Origin of the sequence: Streptomyces chlorus (assembly GCF_042655885.1) — a bacterium.
Taxonomy (GTDB): domain Bacteria; phylum Actinomycetota; class Actinomycetes; order Streptomycetales; family Streptomycetaceae; genus Streptomyces; species Streptomyces chlorus.
In genome coordinates this window covers 30,431-47,927 of record NZ_JBHSOA010000041.1, presented here as the reverse complement: position 1 = coordinate 47,927, position 17,497 = coordinate 30,431, and the positions used below count along the sequence as shown (strand labels likewise).

Below are 17,497 nucleotides of genomic sequence, written 5' to 3'. Positions count from 1 at the left end.
AGCCGACTCCGCAGGCACCCCGAGTACGGGTACGTCACCCCGCTCGAAACGAGAACCTTGCTCAGGCAGGACCTCACCCCCGCAGCGTAAACACCCGCTGTCCAGGACCCGGGGGGAACTTCAGGCAGCCGACCCGGTGACACCGCAAAACCCTGCGAATCACCCCAACGAGGCACCCTCACAAGATCTGCACCCAATCGCTTTCCGTGCCCGAGTCCCTCGTTTCCGGCCTCTCCTTCGCCGATTCCTACGCCTATCTGGACGACTGGGTCCTGACCGCACTCGGGGACATGGGCATCAAGGCGTGGTACCAGCCGCTCAACGATATCGCGACCGAGGTCGGCAAGATCGCGGGCGCGGCGCAGAAGCGCCTCCTCCCGCGCGACGGCGGCACCGGAGCCGTCCTCCACCACGTGACCATGTCCTACGACATCGACGCGGACAAGATGCTGGAGGTCCTGCGGATCGGCAAGGAGAAGATGTCCGACAAGGGCACCACCTCCGCCAAGAAGCGCGTCGACCCGCTGCGCCGTCAGACCGGTCTGTCCCGCTCCGAGGTCATCGACCGCATGATCGCCTCCTTCCGCACCCGCTACGGCCTGACGGTGGGTCACGTCACGAGGAGATGGCCAAGGCCGAGGAACTCGTCCGCACCAAGTTCGCCACGGAGGAGTGGCTCCACCGGGTGCCGTGACCGCCAAGTGTCTGATCGGCCCGTGCGACCAGGGGTCTTCAGCGGGCCCTTCGGTGATAACCAGGCTCATGCCCGAGGGCCCACGGTGACGGAGCGGTACCTTGCCCGCGAGGACATCCGTGAACTGGGATGGGACGCGACGATATGTGTTCCTCCAGGTCTGCGGTGCGGGTGGGGTCGATGAACGGCCCCTCCCGGCTCCGCACCGTTCGCACGACGGAGAGCCGCCCTCGTGCGAACGGTGCGGACAAGGGGGCCCGCCGCACGTGTGCCCCGAACACGGGCGAACACCCGTAAGCCACCAGGTGCTACACCCTCACCGCCGGGATCGAGGTCCTCGCACAGGGGCTTACGCCACGCCCGCATCGGCGGGCGCAGCGGCGTCGGCGTCGAGCAGCCCGGCTCGCAGTTCGTGGGGTTGGCCGAACAACTGCGTCAGTGCCTGGGTGCGTTTGAAGATCAGGTGGGCGTCGTGTTCCCAGGTGATCGCGATGCCGCCGAGCAGCTGGATCATCTCCCCTGCCGTCTTCAACGCCGCTTCGGTGGCGTAAGAGGCCGCGACTTCGGCCTTGATGTCGCCTGCGGCTGCCGCCCAGGTGGCGCTGCGGCTGGTCTCGACCAGGACGAGCATGTCGGCCATCCGGTGCTTCAGCGCCTGGAACGATCCGATCGGCCGCCCGAACTGGTGTCGCTCCTTCGCGTACGAGACGGTCACGTCCAGGGCACGCTGGGCGGCGCCGGTCGCGAGGGCCGCGGCCCCGATGCGGGCGGCTCTCCTTGCTCGTACAGCCGCTGCTTCTGCGCCGGTCGAGACCGGTGTCGCAGCCGCCGGGTCGAATACCACGGTCGCCAACTGGATCGTCTGGTCCATCGCGGGCGTCATGGTGACGTCGGCGGCGTCGACGAGCAGGAGGCGGTCGCCGTCGACGGCCAGGAGGATCTCCGCCTGCCCGGCGTAGAGCGTGGGGCCGGCCTGGACGACGGTGGCGACCGCACCGGCCGCGATGCGGCCGAGCAGCTCGTTGCGCAGATCCGACTCCGGTGCGGCCAGGAGGGCTTCCGCCGCGATGACACCGGCGATCAGGGGCGTCGGTGCCAGGGACCTGCCCAGCTCTTCGAGGACCAGCACGGCTTCGACGAGGGAGGCGTCGGCGCCGCCGAACTCCTCGGGGATCGTGAGGGCGGCCGCCCCGATCTGTTCGACGAGCACCTCCCACAGGGAGGAGTCGAAGCCCGCCGGGTCGTCGAGTGCCTTCCGCACGGCGGCGGAGGCGGCGCGCTTGCCCAGCAGCGCCTGGACGGTGGAGACGAGGGCCTGCTGTTCGGGAGTCACCGTGCCGCCCCCTGCCGGACGTCCCGCTCGCCCAGGAGGGAGTCGAGCACGCGCTGCCTGTGGAACGCCGGCGTGCCCCAGGCGGTCGACAGCGCCTGGATGCGCAGCAGCCACAGTGACAGGTCGAGCTCGCGGGTGTAGCCGACCGCGCCGTGCACCTGGAGCCCGGTGCGGGCGGCGAGGACCGCCGCGTCGGAGGCGCACGCCTTGGCGGCGGAGACCGAGCGGGCGGCGTCGGCGCCGCCGGCGTCCAGGGCGAGGGCGGCGCCGTGGATCAGCGGACGCACGAAGTCCAACTGGATGCGGACGTCGGCCAGGGCGTGCTTGACCGCCTGGAAGCTCCCGATCGCACGGCCGAACTGGCGGCGCTGCTGGGCGTAGGCGACGGTATCGGCGAGCACGCGCTCGGCGGATCCGAGGAGTTGGGCCGAGGCGGCGAGGCAGGCGGCCTCGAACCCGGCTCCTGCGGAGGTGGCGTGCACGCCGGGAGCGGGCGCCTCGCATCGGAAGAGTCTCCGCGTGATGTCGACGGACTCGGCGAGGTCGCCGACGCAGCCGTCGCCCACCACCGTGGCGACATCGGCGTCCAGCACGTACCCGTCGATCGGGACGCTGGCGACCAGGCCCTCGGCGATCGCGGTCGCCTCCTTGCCGCTCAGCGTTGCGGCCAGGAAAGCGGTCGACTCGATCCAGGGGCCGACGGCGAGGTGGCGGCCCAGCGCCTCGTGCGCGACGGCCAGGTCGACGAACGATCCGCCGACGCCCCCGTCCTCCTCGGCGACGAGCAGGGCGTTGACGCCCTGCTCGGCCAGCCTGCCCCAGATCTCCAAGCCGGGCCCGTGCGAGCCCTCGGCCCAGGCCCGGGCGGCGTCGACGGTGCGGGACGAGGCGAGCAGGGCGTCGAGGGAGGCGGCGAAGGCCTTCTGCTCGGCGGTGAGCTCGAAGTCCATGTCAGTTTCCCTTCGGTTCGCGGGGAAGGCCCAGGATGCGCTCGGCGACGATGTTGCGCTGCACCTCGTTGGTGCCGGCGTAGATCGGCCCCGCCAGGGCGAAGACGTGCCCGTCGGTCCACGCGTCGACCACTTCGGCGGAAGGCCCCCGCAGGGCCAGCGCGGTCTCGTGCAGGGCTAGGTCGAGTTCGCTCCACCAGACCTTGTTGACCGAGCCGGCGGCGCCCATCTCCGCGCCCGCGGCGAGGCGGGTCACGGTGCGCCAGGTGAAGAGCCGGTACGCCTCGGCTTTGATCCAGGCGTCGGCCACATCAGCTCCGAGGCGCGGATCCGGGGCGGTGGCGTACAGGTCGAGCAGTCGGTCGGCCGCCGCGAGGAACCGGCCGGGGGAGCGCAGGGAGAGGCCGCGCTCGTTGCCGGCCGTCGACATGGCCACGCGCCAGCCGTCGCCGGGTGCGCCGAGTACGTCGGCGTCGGGGACGAACACGTCGTCGAAGAAGATCTCGGCGAATCCGAGCCGCCCGTCGAGCTGGGCGATCGGGCGGACGGTGACGCCGGGAGCGTCCAGGGGGTAGAGGAAGTACGTGAGGCCGCGGTGGCGTTCGGCGGTCGGGTCGGAACGGAACAGCCCGAAGCCCCAGTGGGCGAAGGAGGCACGCGAGGACCAGGTCTTCTGGCCGTTGAGGACCCAGCCGCCGCGCTCGTCGTCGCGGGTCGCCGTCGAGCGCAGCGACGCGAGGTCGGAGCCGGCTTCGGGCTCCGACCAGCCCTGTGCCCAGATCGCCTCGCCGCGCGCCATCGCGGGCAGGAAGCGCTGCTGCTGCTCGGGCGTGCCGTGTTCGAAGATGATCGGTGCGAGCAGGAAGATGCCGTTCTGGGAGACCCGGCCGGGGGCGCCGGCGCGGTAGTACTCCTCCTCGAAGATCACCCACTCGTTCAGCGAGGCGTCACGCCCGCCGAACGCCTCGGGCCAGGACACGACGGAGAACTTCGCGTCGGCCAGTCGGGCCTCCCACTCCTGGTGGGCTGCGAACCCCTCTGCGGTGTCCATCGAGCGGAGCGGCTCGGCGGGCACGTTGGCCTTCAGCCACGCGCGCGCCTCGTCGCGGAACGCGGTCTCGGTGGGGGAGAGCTCAAGATCCATCGGCTGCCGCCTTGTTCTGTGCCGCCATCGACTTGGCGTCGAGGCCGCCGAGGGAGTCGCTGGAGACCTCGGCGTTGTGGGCGTGGGCGAAGTGGTGGAGCCCGAACACGGAGTCCATGCCGGCGCGCAGGCCCTGCAGGTCCTCGGCCTGGTTGATCGCCTTCTTGGTCAGGGCGAGGCCGAACCGCGGCATGTTCGCGATCCGTTGGGCCAGCGCGGCGACGTGGTTCTCCAGGTCCGCTCGCGGGACGACCTGGTTGACCATCCCGAGTTCGAGCGCCCGGGCGGCGGAGAAGCGGTCCCCGGTGTAGAGGAACTCCTTCGCGGCGCGCGGGTTCATCACCCACGGGTGCGCGAAGTACTCGACGCCGGGGATGCCCATGCGCACCACGGGGTCGGAGAAGAACGCGTCGTCGGAGGCGACGATGAAGTCGCAGCTCCAGGCCAGCATCAGGCCGCCGGCGATGCACGCGCCGTGGACGGCGGCGACGACGGGCTTGGGGATCTCGCGCCAGCGGCGGCACATGCCGAGGTAGACCTCGGACTCGCGGGCGAAGCGCTGGTCCCCGCCCTCCTTGTCGACGTGGGTCCACCACATCACGGCCTTGCGCTCGTACGCGACGTCGACGTCGCGGCCCGGCGTGCCGATGTCGTGGCCGGCGCTGAAATGCGCGCCGTTGCCGGCCAGCACGATCACCTTTACCTCGTCGTCGTCGACCGCCCGCGTGAAGGCGGCGTCGAGGGCGTAGGTCATCGCGGAGTTCTGCGCGTTCCGGTACTCGGGCCGGTTGAGCCGCACCCACGCCACACCGTCGACGACCTCGTAGGTGACGACGTCCTCAGTGGTTGTCACTGCTTCCCCAATTCTTTCTTGAGCACCTTGCCCGACGGGTTGCGGGGAAGGCCGTCGACGACCTCGACCAGGCGCGGCACCTTGAAGTTGGCGAGCTGGGCCCTGGCGAACGCGATCACCTCGTCGGCGGCGACCGTCCCGACGACGTAGGCCTTGCCGACCTCGCCCATGCGCTCGTCGGGCACGCCGACCACGGCGACGTCGCTGACGCCGTCGAGGCGCATGAGGGTCTGTTCGACTTCGGCGGGGTAGACGTTGAACCCGCCGGAGATGTACATGTCCTTGAGCCGGTCGACGATCTTCAGGTTGCCGTCGGCGTCGACGGTTGCGACGTCGCCGGTGTGCAGCCATCCGTCGGCGTCGATCGCCTGGGCGGTGGCCTCGGGGTCGTCGAGGTAGCCGAGCATCACGTAGTCGCCGCGCACCAGGAGCTCGCCGCCGTCGCCGAGGCCGATCTCCATGCCGGGGACGGCCCGGCCGCTGGTGTTGGCGACGGTCTCGGCGGAGTCGCCCTCGCGGCACATCGTGACCACGACCGCCTCGGTCATGCCGAAGGCGGAGACGATCCGGTCGATCCCCAAGGCGTCGCGCATCTGCTCGATCAGCACGACGGGCACGACGGCCGCACCTGTGACGGCGAGGCGGAGCGAGGACACGTCGTACTGCGGCCGGCTGGGCGCGGTCAGCAGCGACTGGTAGATCGTCGGGGCGCCGGGCAGGACGGTGATCTTCGCGTCCTGGATCAGCCGCAGCGTGTCGTCGGGGTCGAACGTCGCCGGCGGGTAGAGGGTCGCCCCGGTGACGAGCCCGGTGACGATGCCGACCTTGTAGCCGAAGGAGTGGAAGAACGGGCTGATCGCCAGGTAGCGGTCGTCAGCGGTCACGCCGGTGAGCCCGCTCCAGGCGCGGGCGACGCCGACGGTCTGGCGGTGGGCGCTGAGGGCGCCCTTGGGCTTTCCGGTGGTGCCGGAGGTGAACAGGATGTCGGCCACGTCGTCGGGGGAGACCTTCGACGCCCGCACGACCACCTCGTCCTCGGAGACGGTCGGTTCGACCGCGTCGAAGAACTGCTCGGTCCCGCTCGGGCGGAGGGTGACGACGGCGGCACCGGTCGCACCGGCGGCGCGCAGCTCGGCCGCCTGGCCGCGGCCGAGGAAGCCGTCGTCGAGCACCACGACCTTCGCACGCGTACGCGTGACGATGTCGGCCGCCTCGCGACCGGTGTAGCGGCTGTTCACCGGGACGAGCGTCGCCCCGCAGTAGTGCACGCCGAGCGCGGCCATCACCCACGCGACCGAGTTGGGCGCCCAGACCGCCACCCGGTCGCCGGGGTCGACGCCGAGGGTGGCGAACCGGCGGGCAGCCGCCCGCACGCGCTGCCGCAACTCGTTGAACGTGACGACGTTCGAACCGCTGACGTACGCCGGCTTGTCGCCGTGGGTCCGCGCGGCGGCGTCGAGGACGGCAGGGATGGTGTTCGGTGCGGCGACCGGTTCTCCGGAACGCACAGGGCCATCCTCCTTTTCGGGTTCTATCAAATGCTTGTTAGGTAGGCTATCGTAACGCCGTCCGGTGGCAACAGGGGCCGGGCCGCACATCTTGATCCCATCCAGGAGGCCGGCGACGTGTCCGACAACGAGGCGTTTCGCACCGATGTGCGAACTTGGCTCGACACGCACCTGTCCGGCGAGTTCGCGGGCCTTCGCGGGACGGGCGGCCCGGGCCGCGACCACGAGGCCTTCGAGGAGCGGCTCGCCTGGAACCGCCACCTCGCGGCGGCCGGTTGGACAGGGCTGGGCTGGCCGGAGGAGTACGGCGGTCGCGGCCTCTCGCTGGAGCAGCAGGTGATCTTCCACGAGGAGTACGCCCGCGCGGACGCGCCGCACACGGTGAACCACCTCGGCGAACAACTGCTCGGACCGACGTTGATCGCCTTCGGCACCGAGGAGCAGAAGCAGCGGTTCCTGCCGAAGATCCTCGACGTAACCGAGCTGTGGGCGCAGGGCTACTCCGAGCCCGGCGCGGGGTCGGACCTCGCCTCGGTCGCCACGAAGGCGCGGCTCGACGAGCGGACCGGCGAGTGGGTCGTCGACGGGCAGAAGATCTGGACCTCGCTGGCGCACTGCGCCCAGTGGATCTTCGTCCTGGCCCGCACCGAGCCCGGCTCGGTCAAGCACGCGGGCCTGTCCTTCCTGCTGGTGCCGATCGACCAGCCCGGCGTCGAGGTGCGCCCCATCGAGCAGCTCACCGGTGGCTCGGAGTTCAACGAGGTCTTCTTCACCGGTGCGCGGACGTCGGCCGACCTGGTGGTCGGCGAGGTCGGCGGAGGCTGGCGGATCGCCACCGGCCTGCTCGGATTCGAACGCGGCGTGTCGACGCTGGGCCAGCAGGTGGGGTTCGCCCGCGAGCTCGACGACCTCATCGACGTCGCCCGGGGCAACGGCTCCATCGACGACCCGGTGATCCGCGACAGGCTCGCCCAGCTGAAGGTCGAGTTCGAGGTCATGCGCGCCAACGCCGTGCGCGGACTCTCCCGGCTCGACGGCGGGTCCGACTCCGCCGCCGGCGGGGGCGCGGCCTCGATCGCCAAGCTGGTCTGGGGCAATTGGCACCGCAAGCTCGGCGAGGTGGCGATGCAGGTGCGGGGGCCGGCGTCCCTGCTCCAGAGCTCCGGCCCGGAGGCCTACAACCTGGACAACTGGCAGCGGCTGTTCCTGTTCAGCCGCGCCGACACGATCTACGGCGGATCCGACGAGATCCAGAAGAACATCCTCGCCGAGCGCGTGCTCGGCCTCCCGAAGGAACCGAAGGTGGCCCTGGCATGACCGCAAAGCCGTTCGCCCTCAATCCGACCTATGTGCCCGGCCACAACCTGCTCGACGGCAGGACGGTCGTCGTCACCGCGGGGGCCGGCGCCGGGATCGGCGCCGCTGTCGTGCGCCGGGCGCTCGACGAGGGCGCGAGGGCCGTCGTCATCGGCGACACCCACGAGCGCCGGCTCAAGGAGGCCCAGGAGGAGCTGGGCACGGAGTTCGGCGCCGACCGGGTGCGCACCCTGGTCTCCGACGTCACCAAGGACGCCGACATCGAGGCGCTGCTGGATGCGGCCGACGAGTTCGGCGGCGTCGACGTGATGATCAACAACGCCGGACTCGGCGGCACCGCCAACATCCTGGACATGACCGACGAGCAGTGGGACAAGGTCATCGCCATCTCCCTGACCGGGACGTTCAAGTCCATCCGCGCCGCGGGCACACGGATGAGGGAGCGCGGGGGAGTCATCGTCAACAACGCCTCCGTCGTCGGCTGGCGCGCCCAGGAGGGCCAGGCCCACTACGCCGCGGCCAAGGCCGGGGTGATGGCGCTGACCCGGTGCGCCGCCCTCGACCTCGCCCCGTACGGCATCCGCGTCAACGCGGTCAGCCCGTCACTGGCGATGCACGCGTTCCTGGCCAAGGTCACCTCCGACGAACTGCTCGACGAGCTCACCGGCCGTGAGGCGTTCAACCGCGCCGCCGAGCCGTGGGAGGTCGCCAACGTCATGGTCTTCCTCGCCTCCGACTACTCCTCCTACATGACCGGCGAAGTGGTCTCCGTGAGCAGTCAGCGAGCCTGAGGAGGACCCGTGTCGGCGAACAGGCGGCACGGGTGAGGCGAGAATTCCTCTGTGACCAAGACCAGCAGCAGCGACAGTAAGAAGACCGCGATGAGCCCGTCGCCCGAGCGGCGCGAGGAACTCCTGGCCACCGCAGCGGAAGTGTTCGCCGCGCAGGGCTACAACGCCACCACGGTCCGCAAGATCGCGGACGAGGCGGGCCTGCTCGCAGGCAGTCTCTACTACTACTTCGACTCCAAGGAGTCGATGCTCGACGAGATCCTCTCCGGGTTCCTCACCGAGCTCTGGGCCCGGTACGACGCCGTGCTCGGCACCGACCTCGGGCCCAGGGAGACCCTTGAGGCCCTCGTCACCGAGTCCTTCCGGGAGATGGACCAGCGCCGCGCCGCCGTCGCCATCTACCAGAGGGAGTCCAAGCACCTCCAGAACCAGCCGCGCTTCGCCTTCCTCGTCGAGTCGCAGAAGAAGTTCGAGAAGGCGTGGCTGGGCACGTTGGAGCGCGGAGTGGCCGCCGAGGTCTTCCGCGCGGACCTCGACATCCGGCTCACCTACCGCTTCCTGCGCGACACCGTCTGGGTCGCCGTGTCCTGGTACCGGCCGGGTGGACAGCACAGCCCGGAGGAGATCGCCCGCCAGTACCTGTCGATGGTGCTGGAGGGCATCGCCCTCCGCGAATGACACCGATACATCGCAGATTCGAAGAAGGAGCGGCCATGGCCGAGGCATACATCATCGAAGCGGTACGCACCCCCGTCGGCAGGCGGGGCGGCGGGCTGTCCGCCGTGCACCCGGCCGACCTCGGCGCGCACGTGCTGAAGGCGCTGATGGAGCGCTCCGGCGCCGACCCGGCGGCCGTCGAGGACGTGGTCTTCGGCTGCCTGGACACCGTCGGACCGCAGGCCGGCGACATTGCCCGCACCTGCTGGCTGGCCGCCGGGCTGCCCGAGGAGGTGCCCGGGGTGACCGTGGACCGGCAGTGCGGCTCCTCCCAGCAGGCCGTGCACTTCGCCGCCCAGGCGGTGATGTCCGGCACCAGCGACCTGGTGGTCGCGGGCGGCGTGCAGAACATGTCGCAGGTGCCGATCGCCTTCGCCAGCCGCCAGGCCGCTCTGCCGCTCGGGCTGACCGAGGGCCCGTACGCCGGCTCCTCGGGCTGGCGGGCCCGCTACGGCGACCAGCCGGTCAACCAGTTCCACGGCGCCGAACTCATCGCCCGCCACTGGGACATCTCCCGCCGTGACATGGAGGAGTACGCGCTCCGCTCCCACCAGCGGGCGGTCCGCGCGATCGACGAGGGCCGCTTCGAGCGCGAGCTCGTCCCGTACGGGGACGTGACGGCCGATGAGGGCCCGCGCCGCGACACCACCCTGGAGAAGATGGCGGGCCTCGCGCCGCTGGTCGAGGACGGCCGGCTGACCGCCGCCGTCGCCTCGCAGGTATCCGACGGCGGCTCCGCGATGCTGCTTGCGAGCGAACGCGCGGTACGGGAGCACGGGCTGACTCCGCGCGCCCGCATCCACCACCTCTCGGTGCGCGGCGAGGACCCGATCCGGATGCTGTCCGCGCCGATCCCGGCCACGGCGTACGCGCTCAAGAAGGCCGGGATGACGCTCGACGACATCGACCTGGTCGAGATCAACGAGGCGTTCGCCTCGGTCGTCCTGGCCTGGTTGAAGGAGACCGGCGCCGACCCGGACAAGGTCAACGTCAACGGCGGCGCCATCGCCCTCGGGCATCCGCTGGGCGCCACCGGCACCAAGCTGATGACCACGTTGCTGCACGAACTGGAGCGCACCGGCGGGCGGTACGGCCTGCAGACGATGTGCGAGGGCGGCGGCCAGGCCAACGTCACCATCATCGAACGCCTCTGACACGCGCCTGCCCGGCCGCCTCCCCCCCCTGTGCGGGCGGGCGGCCGGTCCCTGCTGAGCAGGCTCTTCTCCCGGCGGCGCAGCGCCGGGGCAGGGTTTCGGAATCCCGGCCCGAAAAGCGTTGACGCAAATGTAGCCATTGGCTAGCGTCATCGCATTCACGCTACATGATTCCGGTCACATCGAATGCCGGGCCGGTCTGCACCCACCTCGAGCGGCCGTCCCCCAAGCACAGATCAGGAGCAACAGGGTGAAGACACGTAAGACCAACTGGGGCCGCTGGGGCGACTCGGATGAACGGGGCACCCTCAACCTCCTCACCCCGGAGTTGGTGCTCGCCGCGCTCCGACTGCCCAAGACCGGCAAGACCTACAGCCTCAGCATCCCGATCCAACGGTCGGGCGTGCCGAACCTCGAATACCGGGGAACGCCGCAGCGGCTGACCCTGACCAACCACGACGACGAGGCTATGGCCCGCGCCAATGGCGGCGCCCCCGGCGTCGGCGCCAACGAGGACCAGCTGATCCTCCCCTCGCACACGTCGACGCACCTGGACGCGCTCTGCCACGCCTACGCGGACGACAAGATCTACAACGGGTACCCGGCCGACCAGATGACGCCCTACTCGGGCGCGGCGAAGTGCAGCATCGACAAGGTCGGCGGGATCGTCGGCCGCGGCGTCCTGGTCGACGTCGCCGCGTCGAAGGGCGTGGACCGGCTGGAGCCGGGCTACGTCATCACCCCGGCCGACCTGCAGGAGGCACTGGACCAGCAGGAAGTCGCGTTGCAGCCGGGCGACCTGGTGCTGATCCGCACCGGCTGGCTCGAAGCCTTCATGGCCGGCCGGGTCGACATCATGCCGCAGCCGGGGATCGGCCTCGAAGCCGCCGCGTTCCTCGCCGAGAAGGACCCGGCGATCATCGGATCGGACAACTCGGCCATCGAGTCGATCCCGTTCGACCAGCACGTGTACCTCGGCGGCCACATCATCCTGCTCGTGGAGCACGGCATCCACCTGCTGGAGAACATGAACCTGGCCGAGTTGGCGGCCGACCGGTGCTTCGACTTCCTGCTCAGCATCGGCGCCCTCAAGATCACCGGCGCGACCGCGAGCCCGGTCACCCCCGTGGCGATCGGCTGACCCCTCCACCCGGCCCCACCTGGCAAGGACCTCTGATGACCGAGAACACCGGCACGACCGCGAGCCCCTACCGCACCTCCCACGTCGGACTGTGCGTCTCCGACCTGGGGAAGAGCCTTCGCTTCTACTGCGAGGGACTGGGCTTCGCCAAGATCATGGAGTACGACCTCGACGAGCAGATCCCCGAGGTCGACGCCCCGTGCAGCCTCACCTCGACCTTCCTCCAGAAGGACGGCTTCCGGGTGGAACTGCTGTCCTACCGTCAGCCGGGCGTGATCGGCGCCCCGCCGACCCGCCGCAACCACCTGGGGATGACCCACCTGTCGTTCTTCGCCGACGACATCGACGCCGCGGCGGAGGCGCTGAGCGAGTTCGGCGGCACGCTCGTCCCGGACACCCGCGCGGGCCTGGGCGATCCGGACGCGCCCCAGTTCGTCTTCGTGGCCGACCCCGACGGCAACCGCATCGAGCTCATGCACATCCCGGCCGGAACCCCTTGGTAATCGACCCTCAGAGCCGAGACGAATACAAGGACGACAATGACCATCTCCGAAGAGAAGACCACCCGCGACGCACACCTCTGGACGCCTCAGCGCAAGGTTGAGGACCTGGAGTGGTTCCGGGCCAAGTACGCGGCCGAGCGGGACAGGCGTCTGCCGAACACCGGCGCCGACACCTTCAAGGCCGTCGACTTCGACGGCGCGCTCGCCGGCTTCGACGCCGACCCGTGGGCGGACGGCCCCCGGACCGCGCCGGCGGTGACCGCCGATCTCGACATGCTCATCATCGGCGCCGGCTTCATGGGGCTCAGCGCCGGCATCGAGCTGAAGAAGATCGGCGTCACCAACTTCAAGATCCTCGACGTCGCCGCCGACTTCGGCGGCACCTGGTACTGGAACCGCTATCCGGGCGTGCGCTGCGACGTCGAGTCCTACATCTACCTCCCCTTCCTGGAGGAGACCGGCTACATACCGACCGAGCGGTACGTGCGGGGCAGTGAGATCTTCGCGTACTGCCGTCAGCTGGGCGAGCGGTTCGGCCTCTACGAGAACGCCCTCTTCCAGACCCGCGTCACCGACATGGAGTGGGACGAGACCACCGCCCGCTGGACGGTTCGCACCGACGGCGGCGACGTCCTCCGTGCCCGCTTCGTCTCGACGCAGAGCGGCCAGTTCACCCGCCCGCAGCTCCCCGGGATCCCCGGGGTGGAGACCTTCCGCGGCCACAGCTTCCACACCAGCCGGTGGGACTACGCCTACACCGGCGGCGACATCACCGGGAACCTGGAGAAGCTGCGCGACAAGCGCGTCGCCATCATCGGAACCGGCGCCACCGGCGTGCAGGCCATCCCGCAGCTCGCCGAGTACGCGGAGTCCCTGGTCGTCTTCCAGCGCACCCCCACCCAGATCGCCCCCCGCGAGAACGCGCCGACCGACGTCGAGTGGTTCCGGTCCCTCCCGGAGGGCTGGGGCAGGACGCGTCGCGCGAGCTTCGACAAGTGCGCGATGGACCGGGCCACCGCGGACTGCGAGGTCGACGACGGCTGGATCAAGTTCGCGAAGTACCAGCTGAACGCGGTCTACGAGGCCGGGGGAGCGGAGCCGACCCTCGACCAGTACATGGACGCCATGGAGCGCTCGGACTACCAGTGGAACGAGATGCTGCGCGACCGTGTCGACGCCGTCGTCACGGACCCCGCGAAGGCCGAGAAACTGAAGACCTACTACCGCACCATGTGCAAGCGGCCAGGCTTCAGCGACGACTTCCTGCCCGCGTTCAACAAGGAGTCGGTCGACATCGTCGACACCACCGCGACGCCGATCGACCGGATCACCGGGACGGGCATCGTCGTCGGCGACCGCGCGTACGAGGTCGACCTCATCGTCTACGCCACCGGGTTCCAGCAGGGCCGCACCTGGACCGACAAGGCCGGCTACGACGTGGCGGGCTGCAACGGGAACCTCCTGTCGAAGAAGTTCGCCCACGGCGTCAGCACCTACCACGGCTTCCTGAGCGGCGACTTCCCCAACCTGTTCTTCCTGGGCTTCACCCAGTCGACGCAGGTGTCGAACATCGCCAACCTCATCGACCACCAGGCCAAGCACATGGTCTACATGGTCGGCAAGTGCCTCGCCGAGGGCATCCGGGCCATCGAGCCCACCCCCGAGGCCGAGGCCGCCTGGAACCGGACCATCTCCGAGCACGCCGAGATGCGGCGCGACTGGAACACGACCTGCACCCCCGGCCAGTACAACAACGAGGGCCGCCTCGACGACAGGCGCAGCACGCTCGTGGCCGGCCTGCACGGACCGGGCTACGTCTACTTCGACCTGCTCCGCACATGGCGCGAGGACGACAGGTTCGAGGGCATCGCCGTGACCCGCTGAGGCCATCGGCCCGGCGCACGTTTCCATACGCATCCTTCAAGGACGAGGGAGTACGCATGACATTGACCCCGGTAAGGCTCGGACAGGCGTTGTTCACCCTGGTGGACCCGGTGCGTGGACACGAGGCCGCCTACAACCGCTGGTACGAGCGCGACCACCGCTACTCGGGCTGCATGATCGGGCCCGGCTGGTTCGCCGGCTCCCGCTGGGTCGCCCCCAAGCGGCTCAAGGACCTCCGTTTCCCCGAGAGCGGGCCGGTCGCCACCAAGACCGAGGACGGTTCCTACCTCGCGATCTACTGGGTGCACGAGCCGGAGACGGAGGAGGCCGAGGCCTGGGCGCGCACCCAGGTCGGCGAGCTGTACGCCGCTGGCCGCGGCTTCGCCGAGCGCGAGCACGTGCACACCGGCCAGTACCTGCCCGACTCCACCCTCTCGGCCCAGGAGGACGGCGTCCCGCTCGAACTGGCGCTCGACCACCGCTATCAGGGCCTGGTCACCGTGATGATCGAGCCGGCCGACGGCGTCGACCGCGCCGAGGCGATCAAGGCCATCGACGCGGGGCCCGTCAGGACGCTGCTCGACACCGGGGCGGTCGACCGGGTGAGCAGCTGGCGGATGAAGCCGTGGCCCGCCGATCACAACGTGCCGATGAAGATGGGCAACGACGGCGGGACGATGGAGCGCATCCTGCAGCTGTGCTTCCTCGAAGGCGACCCCGTCGAGAGCTGGCAGCACATCGTCGACTACGCCGCGGACATCGAGCGCACGGGCGTCGGCCGGGTCACCTTCGCGTCGCCGTTCCTCCCCACCGTGGTCGGCACCGACAAGTACACCGACGAGCTGTGGTGAGACGCCATGCTCAGCGGTGAGAAGATCCTGGTGACCGGGGTCGCCGGGCAGATCGCCTTCCCGATCGCCCGCGCCCTGGCCGCCGAGAACGAGGTGTGGGGGCTGGCGAGATTCAGCCGCCCCGACGACCGGCAACGGGTCGGCGCGGCCGGGATCACCCCGGTCGCCTGCGACCTCGGGGGCGGCGATTTCACCGACGTCCCCACGGACTTCACCTACGTCGTGCACCTGGCCGCGACCCTGGCCCCGGACTGGGACTTCGACGCAGCCCTCCGCACCAACGCGGAGGGCACCGGGCTGCTCCTCCAGCACTGCAGGTCGGCCAAGGGGACGCTCGTCATGTCGACCCACTCGGTGTACCGGCCACAGGACGACCCCTGGTACGTGTTCACCGAGGGGTCGCCGCTCGGGGAGTGCAACAGCACCCACACCCCGACGTACTCGATGTCGAAGATCGCCCAGGAGGCCACCGCCCGTTTCGCCGCCCGCGCCTTCGGCGTCCCGGTGACGATCGCGCGGATGAACGCCTCCTACGGCCCCAACGGCGGACTGCCCGCCATGCACATCGACGCCCTCGCCGAGGGCCGCACGATCACCACGCGGTGGGATCCGTGCCTCTACAGCCCGATCTACGAGGACGACATCAACTCGCAGGTCGAGGCCCTGCTCCAGGCAGCGTCCACCCCGGCCACCATCGTGAACTGGGGCGGCGACGAACCGGTCAGCGTGCAGGAGTGGACGGCCTACGCCGGCGAGCTGATGGGCGTCCGCCCGACCGTCGAGGTGGCCCCGATCGAGGGGACGCTCCGGGGGTCGGTCGCCGACACGACCCGCCGCGCGGCCATCACCGGGCCGTGCGCGGTCGACTGGCGCGAGGGCATCCGCCGCACCGTCGCCGCCCGGCACCCGGACAAGCTCGTCGCGACCGCGCGCTGAACGTCCGTGACGAAGACCTCTTTGGGAAAGACATGCAAACCACACTGCACGGCACCCTGCCCGCCGAGCGGGCGGGCGCCCCCGCGCCCCCCGAACTCCTGGCCCGCCGGGCACAGTTCGCCGCGACCGAGATCAACCCCGCGCTGGGAGTCATGGCGGGCGACGCCGACCTCGCGGGCGTGTCCTGCCGGACGATCAGCGCCGGCGACCGGGCCACCGTCCTGTACCTGCACGGCGGCGGCTACCGTATGGGCACGCCGGAGGCCTACGACGCCCACCTCGCGCGTCTGGCGGCGGGCGCCGAGGCGACCGTCGTCGTACCGAGGTACCGACTCGCGCCGGAGCACCCGTTCCCGGCCGGACTGCGTGACGCCGTCGCCCTCTACGAGGAGCTCGCCGCCACGACGGCCGGGCCGCTCGTCGTCGCCGGCGACTCGGCGGGCGCCGGCCTCGCCGCCTCCGTCGCCGCCGTCGCGGACACCGGCGGCATCCGCGCCCCCGACGGGCTGATGCTGCTCTCCCCGTGGCTGGACCTGCGCTGCTCCTCGCCGTTCTACGGGACCGCGACCGATGCCTTCTTCCCGCTGGCGACGGCCGCATCGGCACGCGAGGACTACCTGCAAGGCGCCCGTGCGGACGACCCCCTGGTCTCGCCGCTGCTGGCCGGCCACGCCGGCTTCCCGCCCACCTTGATCCAGGTCGGCGCCGCCGAGGCGCTCCTGGGGGACGCCCTGGACCTGGCCCGCTCCCTCGCGGGCGCGAACATCACCTGCACGCTGGAGGTGATCGCGGACCGAGGGCACACCTGGCCGCTGATCCACCCCGACCACGACGCCTCCGTCGCCGCCGTCGAGTCGTGCGTGCGGTTCGTCCGGTCGACGGCCCGGTGACGACGAGAGCGGGAGACGAATGAAGCATCCTTGGGCAGGCCGCGATCTGGGGACCAGGACGGTCTCCTACGACGAGGACGACGCGATCCTGTACGCACTCGCCGTCGGGGCCACGGCACAGCAGTTGGACCTGGTGTTCGAGCGCGACCTGCGCGTGCTGCCGACGTTCGCCCTGGTCCTGGGGCAGTGGGCCCCCGACGCGGTCGGAACGGCCGGAGCGTTCGACCCGCGTGTCGCCGTGCACGGGTCGCAGCGCCTCGACGTCCACGGCCCGCTTCCCCGCGCCAGCGCCGTCGAGATGTCGGCGCGGGTGCGCGAGGTGTGGGACAAGGGCAGCGCCGCCGTCTTCGACATCGAGGTGGCCGCCGAGCAGTTCACCGCGGTCTGGTCCGTCTTCGCCCCCGGCGCGGGGGGTTTCGGGGGCGAACGGGGCGCCTCCGTGCCCCGAGGGACCGGGGAACGGGCGCGCGAGGTGCCCGTGGCGACGCGGGCCGAACAGGCGGCCCTGTACCGGCTGCTCGGCGACAAGCACCACATCCATGTCGATCCCGAGGCCGCAAAGGCGATCGGCGCCCCACGTCCCATCCTGCACGGCCTGTGCTCGCTGGCAGCCTCCGCGCTGGCGCTCGCCCCGGCGTACGGCGCGCACCCCGCCGACCTCACCGTGCTGGAGGGACGCTTCGCGAGCCCCGTCCTCCCGGGCGACTCCCTGGCGGTCCGCGACTCGGGCGCGGGCGGCTTCGAGGTCGCCGTCGAGGACAGAACCGTGATCAGCGGAGGCCGGATCGGCTTCGCGTAACCGCCGTCGGCTGTCGTCTGCGGCCGGTCCGC

16 protein-coding genes and 1 pseudogene are annotated in these 17,497 nt (G+C 70.6%); 12 read left to right on the top strand and 5 right to left on the bottom strand.

The genetic code is table 11. The features are described from left to right. Positions 1-191: 191 nt before the first annotated feature. Positions 192-694, top strand: a pseudogene (locus tag ACFPZI_RS19165) (lipoate--protein ligase family protein); the annotation flags it as partial. 349 nt (positions 695-1,043) lie between these two features. Here the strand turns inward: ACFPZI_RS19165 and ACFPZI_RS19160 are convergent. Genes ACFPZI_RS19160 through ACFPZI_RS19140 form a run of 5 tightly spaced genes read right to left on the bottom strand, consistent with a single transcriptional unit; the run spans position 1,044 to position 6,482 of the window. Continuing rightward, positions 1,044-2,027, bottom strand: coding sequence for an acyl-CoA dehydrogenase family protein (locus tag ACFPZI_RS19160; RefSeq protein ID WP_381364480.1), 984 nt, complete (start codon positions 2,025-2,027; stop codon positions 1,044-1,046). Further along, positions 2,024-2,977 carry an acyl-CoA dehydrogenase family protein gene (locus ACFPZI_RS19155; protein WP_381364479.1) on the bottom strand — a complete coding sequence of 318 codons (954 nt, stop codon included), beginning with the start codon at positions 2,975-2,977 and terminating at the stop codon, positions 2,024-2,026. Before ACFPZI_RS19155 ends, ACFPZI_RS19160 begins: the two co-directional genes overlap by 4 nt. A gap of 1 nt (position 2,978) precedes the next feature. Beyond that, on the bottom strand, positions 2,979-4,121 hold the full coding sequence (locus ACFPZI_RS19150; protein WP_381218580.1) for an acyl-CoA dehydrogenase family protein: 1,143 nt from the start codon (positions 4,119-4,121) through the stop codon (positions 2,979-2,981). Further along, positions 4,111-4,974 (bottom strand): enoyl-CoA hydratase, encoded by an 864-nt coding sequence (locus tag ACFPZI_RS19145; protein WP_055628920.1) that lies wholly within the window; start codon positions 4,972-4,974, stop codon positions 4,111-4,113. The genes ACFPZI_RS19150 and ACFPZI_RS19145 overlap by 11 nt, the downstream gene beginning before the upstream one ends. Further along, on the bottom strand, positions 4,971-6,482 hold the full coding sequence (locus tag ACFPZI_RS19140) for a FadD3 family acyl-CoA ligase (RefSeq protein ID WP_055628919.1): 1,512 nt from the start codon (positions 6,480-6,482) through the stop codon (positions 4,971-4,973). The genes ACFPZI_RS19145 and ACFPZI_RS19140 overlap by 4 nt, the downstream gene beginning before the upstream one ends. A gap of 117 nt (positions 6,483-6,599) precedes the next feature. Between ACFPZI_RS19140 and ACFPZI_RS19135 the strand changes: the two genes are divergently transcribed. The 11 genes from ACFPZI_RS19135 (at position 6,600) to ACFPZI_RS19085 (ending at position 17,465) form a co-directional block, all read left to right on the top strand. Then, positions 6,600-7,799, top strand: a complete 1,200-nt coding sequence (locus tag ACFPZI_RS19135; RefSeq protein ID WP_055628918.1) for an acyl-CoA dehydrogenase family protein — start codon at positions 6,600-6,602, stop codon at positions 7,797-7,799. Beyond that, positions 7,796-8,590: an SDR family oxidoreductase gene (locus ACFPZI_RS19130; protein ID WP_055628917.1), complete on the top strand. Its 795-nt coding sequence runs from the start codon at positions 7,796-7,798 to the stop codon at positions 8,588-8,590. The genes ACFPZI_RS19135 and ACFPZI_RS19130 overlap by 4 nt, the downstream gene beginning before the upstream one ends. Positions 8,591-8,680: 90 nt before the next feature. After that, entirely contained in the window at positions 8,681-9,268 is a 588-nt protein-coding gene (locus tag ACFPZI_RS19125; RefSeq protein ID WP_055628934.1) for a TetR/AcrR family transcriptional regulator, read from the top strand. A 35-nt stretch (positions 9,269-9,303) separates the two neighbouring features. Continuing rightward, positions 9,304-10,461: an acetyl-CoA C-acetyltransferase gene (locus ACFPZI_RS19120; RefSeq protein ID WP_055628916.1), complete on the top strand. Its 1,158-nt coding sequence runs from the start codon at positions 9,304-9,306 to the stop codon at positions 10,459-10,461. A 250-nt stretch (positions 10,462-10,711) separates the two neighbouring features. Beyond that, a complete protein-coding gene (locus ACFPZI_RS19115; RefSeq protein WP_381364476.1) occupies positions 10,712-11,602 on the top strand; it encodes a cyclase family protein in 891 nt (296 codons plus the stop codon). 35 nt (positions 11,603-11,637) lie between these two features. After that, positions 11,638-12,105 carry a VOC family protein gene (locus tag ACFPZI_RS19110; RefSeq protein ID WP_055628914.1) on the top strand — a complete coding sequence of 156 codons (468 nt, stop codon included), beginning with the start codon at positions 11,638-11,640 and terminating at the stop codon, positions 12,103-12,105. 36 nt (positions 12,106-12,141) lie between these two features. Further along, on the top strand, positions 12,142-13,989 hold the full coding sequence (locus ACFPZI_RS19105) for a flavin-containing monooxygenase (protein WP_381364474.1): 1,848 nt from the start codon (positions 12,142-12,144) through the stop codon (positions 13,987-13,989). Between the two features lie 56 nt (positions 13,990-14,045). Beyond that, positions 14,046-14,840 carry a hypothetical protein gene (locus tag ACFPZI_RS19100; RefSeq protein ID WP_141666153.1) on the top strand — a complete coding sequence of 265 codons (795 nt, stop codon included), beginning with the start codon at positions 14,046-14,048 and terminating at the stop codon, positions 14,838-14,840. A gap of 6 nt (positions 14,841-14,846) precedes the next feature. Continuing rightward, on the top strand, positions 14,847-15,776 hold the full coding sequence (locus tag ACFPZI_RS19095; RefSeq protein WP_055628912.1) for an NAD-dependent epimerase/dehydratase family protein: 930 nt from the start codon (positions 14,847-14,849) through the stop codon (positions 15,774-15,776). A 32-nt stretch (positions 15,777-15,808) separates the two neighbouring features. Further along, positions 15,809-16,666, top strand: a complete 858-nt coding sequence (locus tag ACFPZI_RS19090) for an alpha/beta hydrolase (protein WP_381364471.1) — start codon at positions 15,809-15,811, stop codon at positions 16,664-16,666. 19 nt (positions 16,667-16,685) lie between these two features. After that, complete coding sequence (locus ACFPZI_RS19085; RefSeq protein ID WP_381364470.1) at positions 16,686-17,465, top strand: MaoC/PaaZ C-terminal domain-containing protein; 780 nt, start codon at positions 16,686-16,688, stop codon at positions 17,463-17,465. The last annotated feature ends 32 nt before the right edge of the window (positions 17,466-17,497 follow it).

Bases quoted from the DNA above. Each gene is read 5' to 3' on its own strand.
- ACFPZI_RS19155 (WP_381364479.1), bottom strand. From the start codon at position 2,977: ATGGACTTCGAGCTCACCGCCGAGCAGAAGGCCTTCGCCGCCTCCCTC.
- ACFPZI_RS19150 (WP_381218580.1), bottom strand. From the start codon at position 4,121: ATGGATCTTGAGCTCTCCCCCACCGAGACCGCGTTCCGCGACGAGGCG.
- ACFPZI_RS19130 (WP_055628917.1), top strand. From the start codon at position 7,796: ATGACCGCAAAGCCGTTCGCCCTCAATCCGACCTATGTGCCCGGCCAC.
- ACFPZI_RS19125 (WP_055628934.1), top strand. From the start codon at position 8,681: ATGAGCCCGTCGCCCGAGCGGCGCGAGGAACTCCTGGCCACCGCAGCG.
- ACFPZI_RS19120 (WP_055628916.1), top strand. From the start codon at position 9,304: ATGGCCGAGGCATACATCATCGAAGCGGTACGCACCCCCGTCGGCAGG.
- ACFPZI_RS19110 (WP_055628914.1), top strand. From the start codon at position 11,638: ATGACCGAGAACACCGGCACGACCGCGAGCCCCTACCGCACCTCCCAC.
- ACFPZI_RS19105 (WP_381364474.1), top strand. From the start codon at position 12,142: ATGACCATCTCCGAAGAGAAGACCACCCGCGACGCACACCTCTGGACG.
- ACFPZI_RS19100 (WP_141666153.1), top strand. From the start codon at position 14,046: ATGACATTGACCCCGGTAAGGCTCGGACAGGCGTTGTTCACCCTGGTG.
- ACFPZI_RS19095 (WP_055628912.1), top strand. From the start codon at position 14,847: ATGCTCAGCGGTGAGAAGATCCTGGTGACCGGGGTCGCCGGGCAGATC.
- ACFPZI_RS19090 (WP_381364471.1), top strand. From the start codon at position 15,809: ATGCAAACCACACTGCACGGCACCCTGCCCGCCGAGCGGGCGGGCGCC.
- ACFPZI_RS19085 (WP_381364470.1), top strand. From the start codon at position 16,686: ATGAAGCATCCTTGGGCAGGCCGCGATCTGGGGACCAGGACGGTCTCC.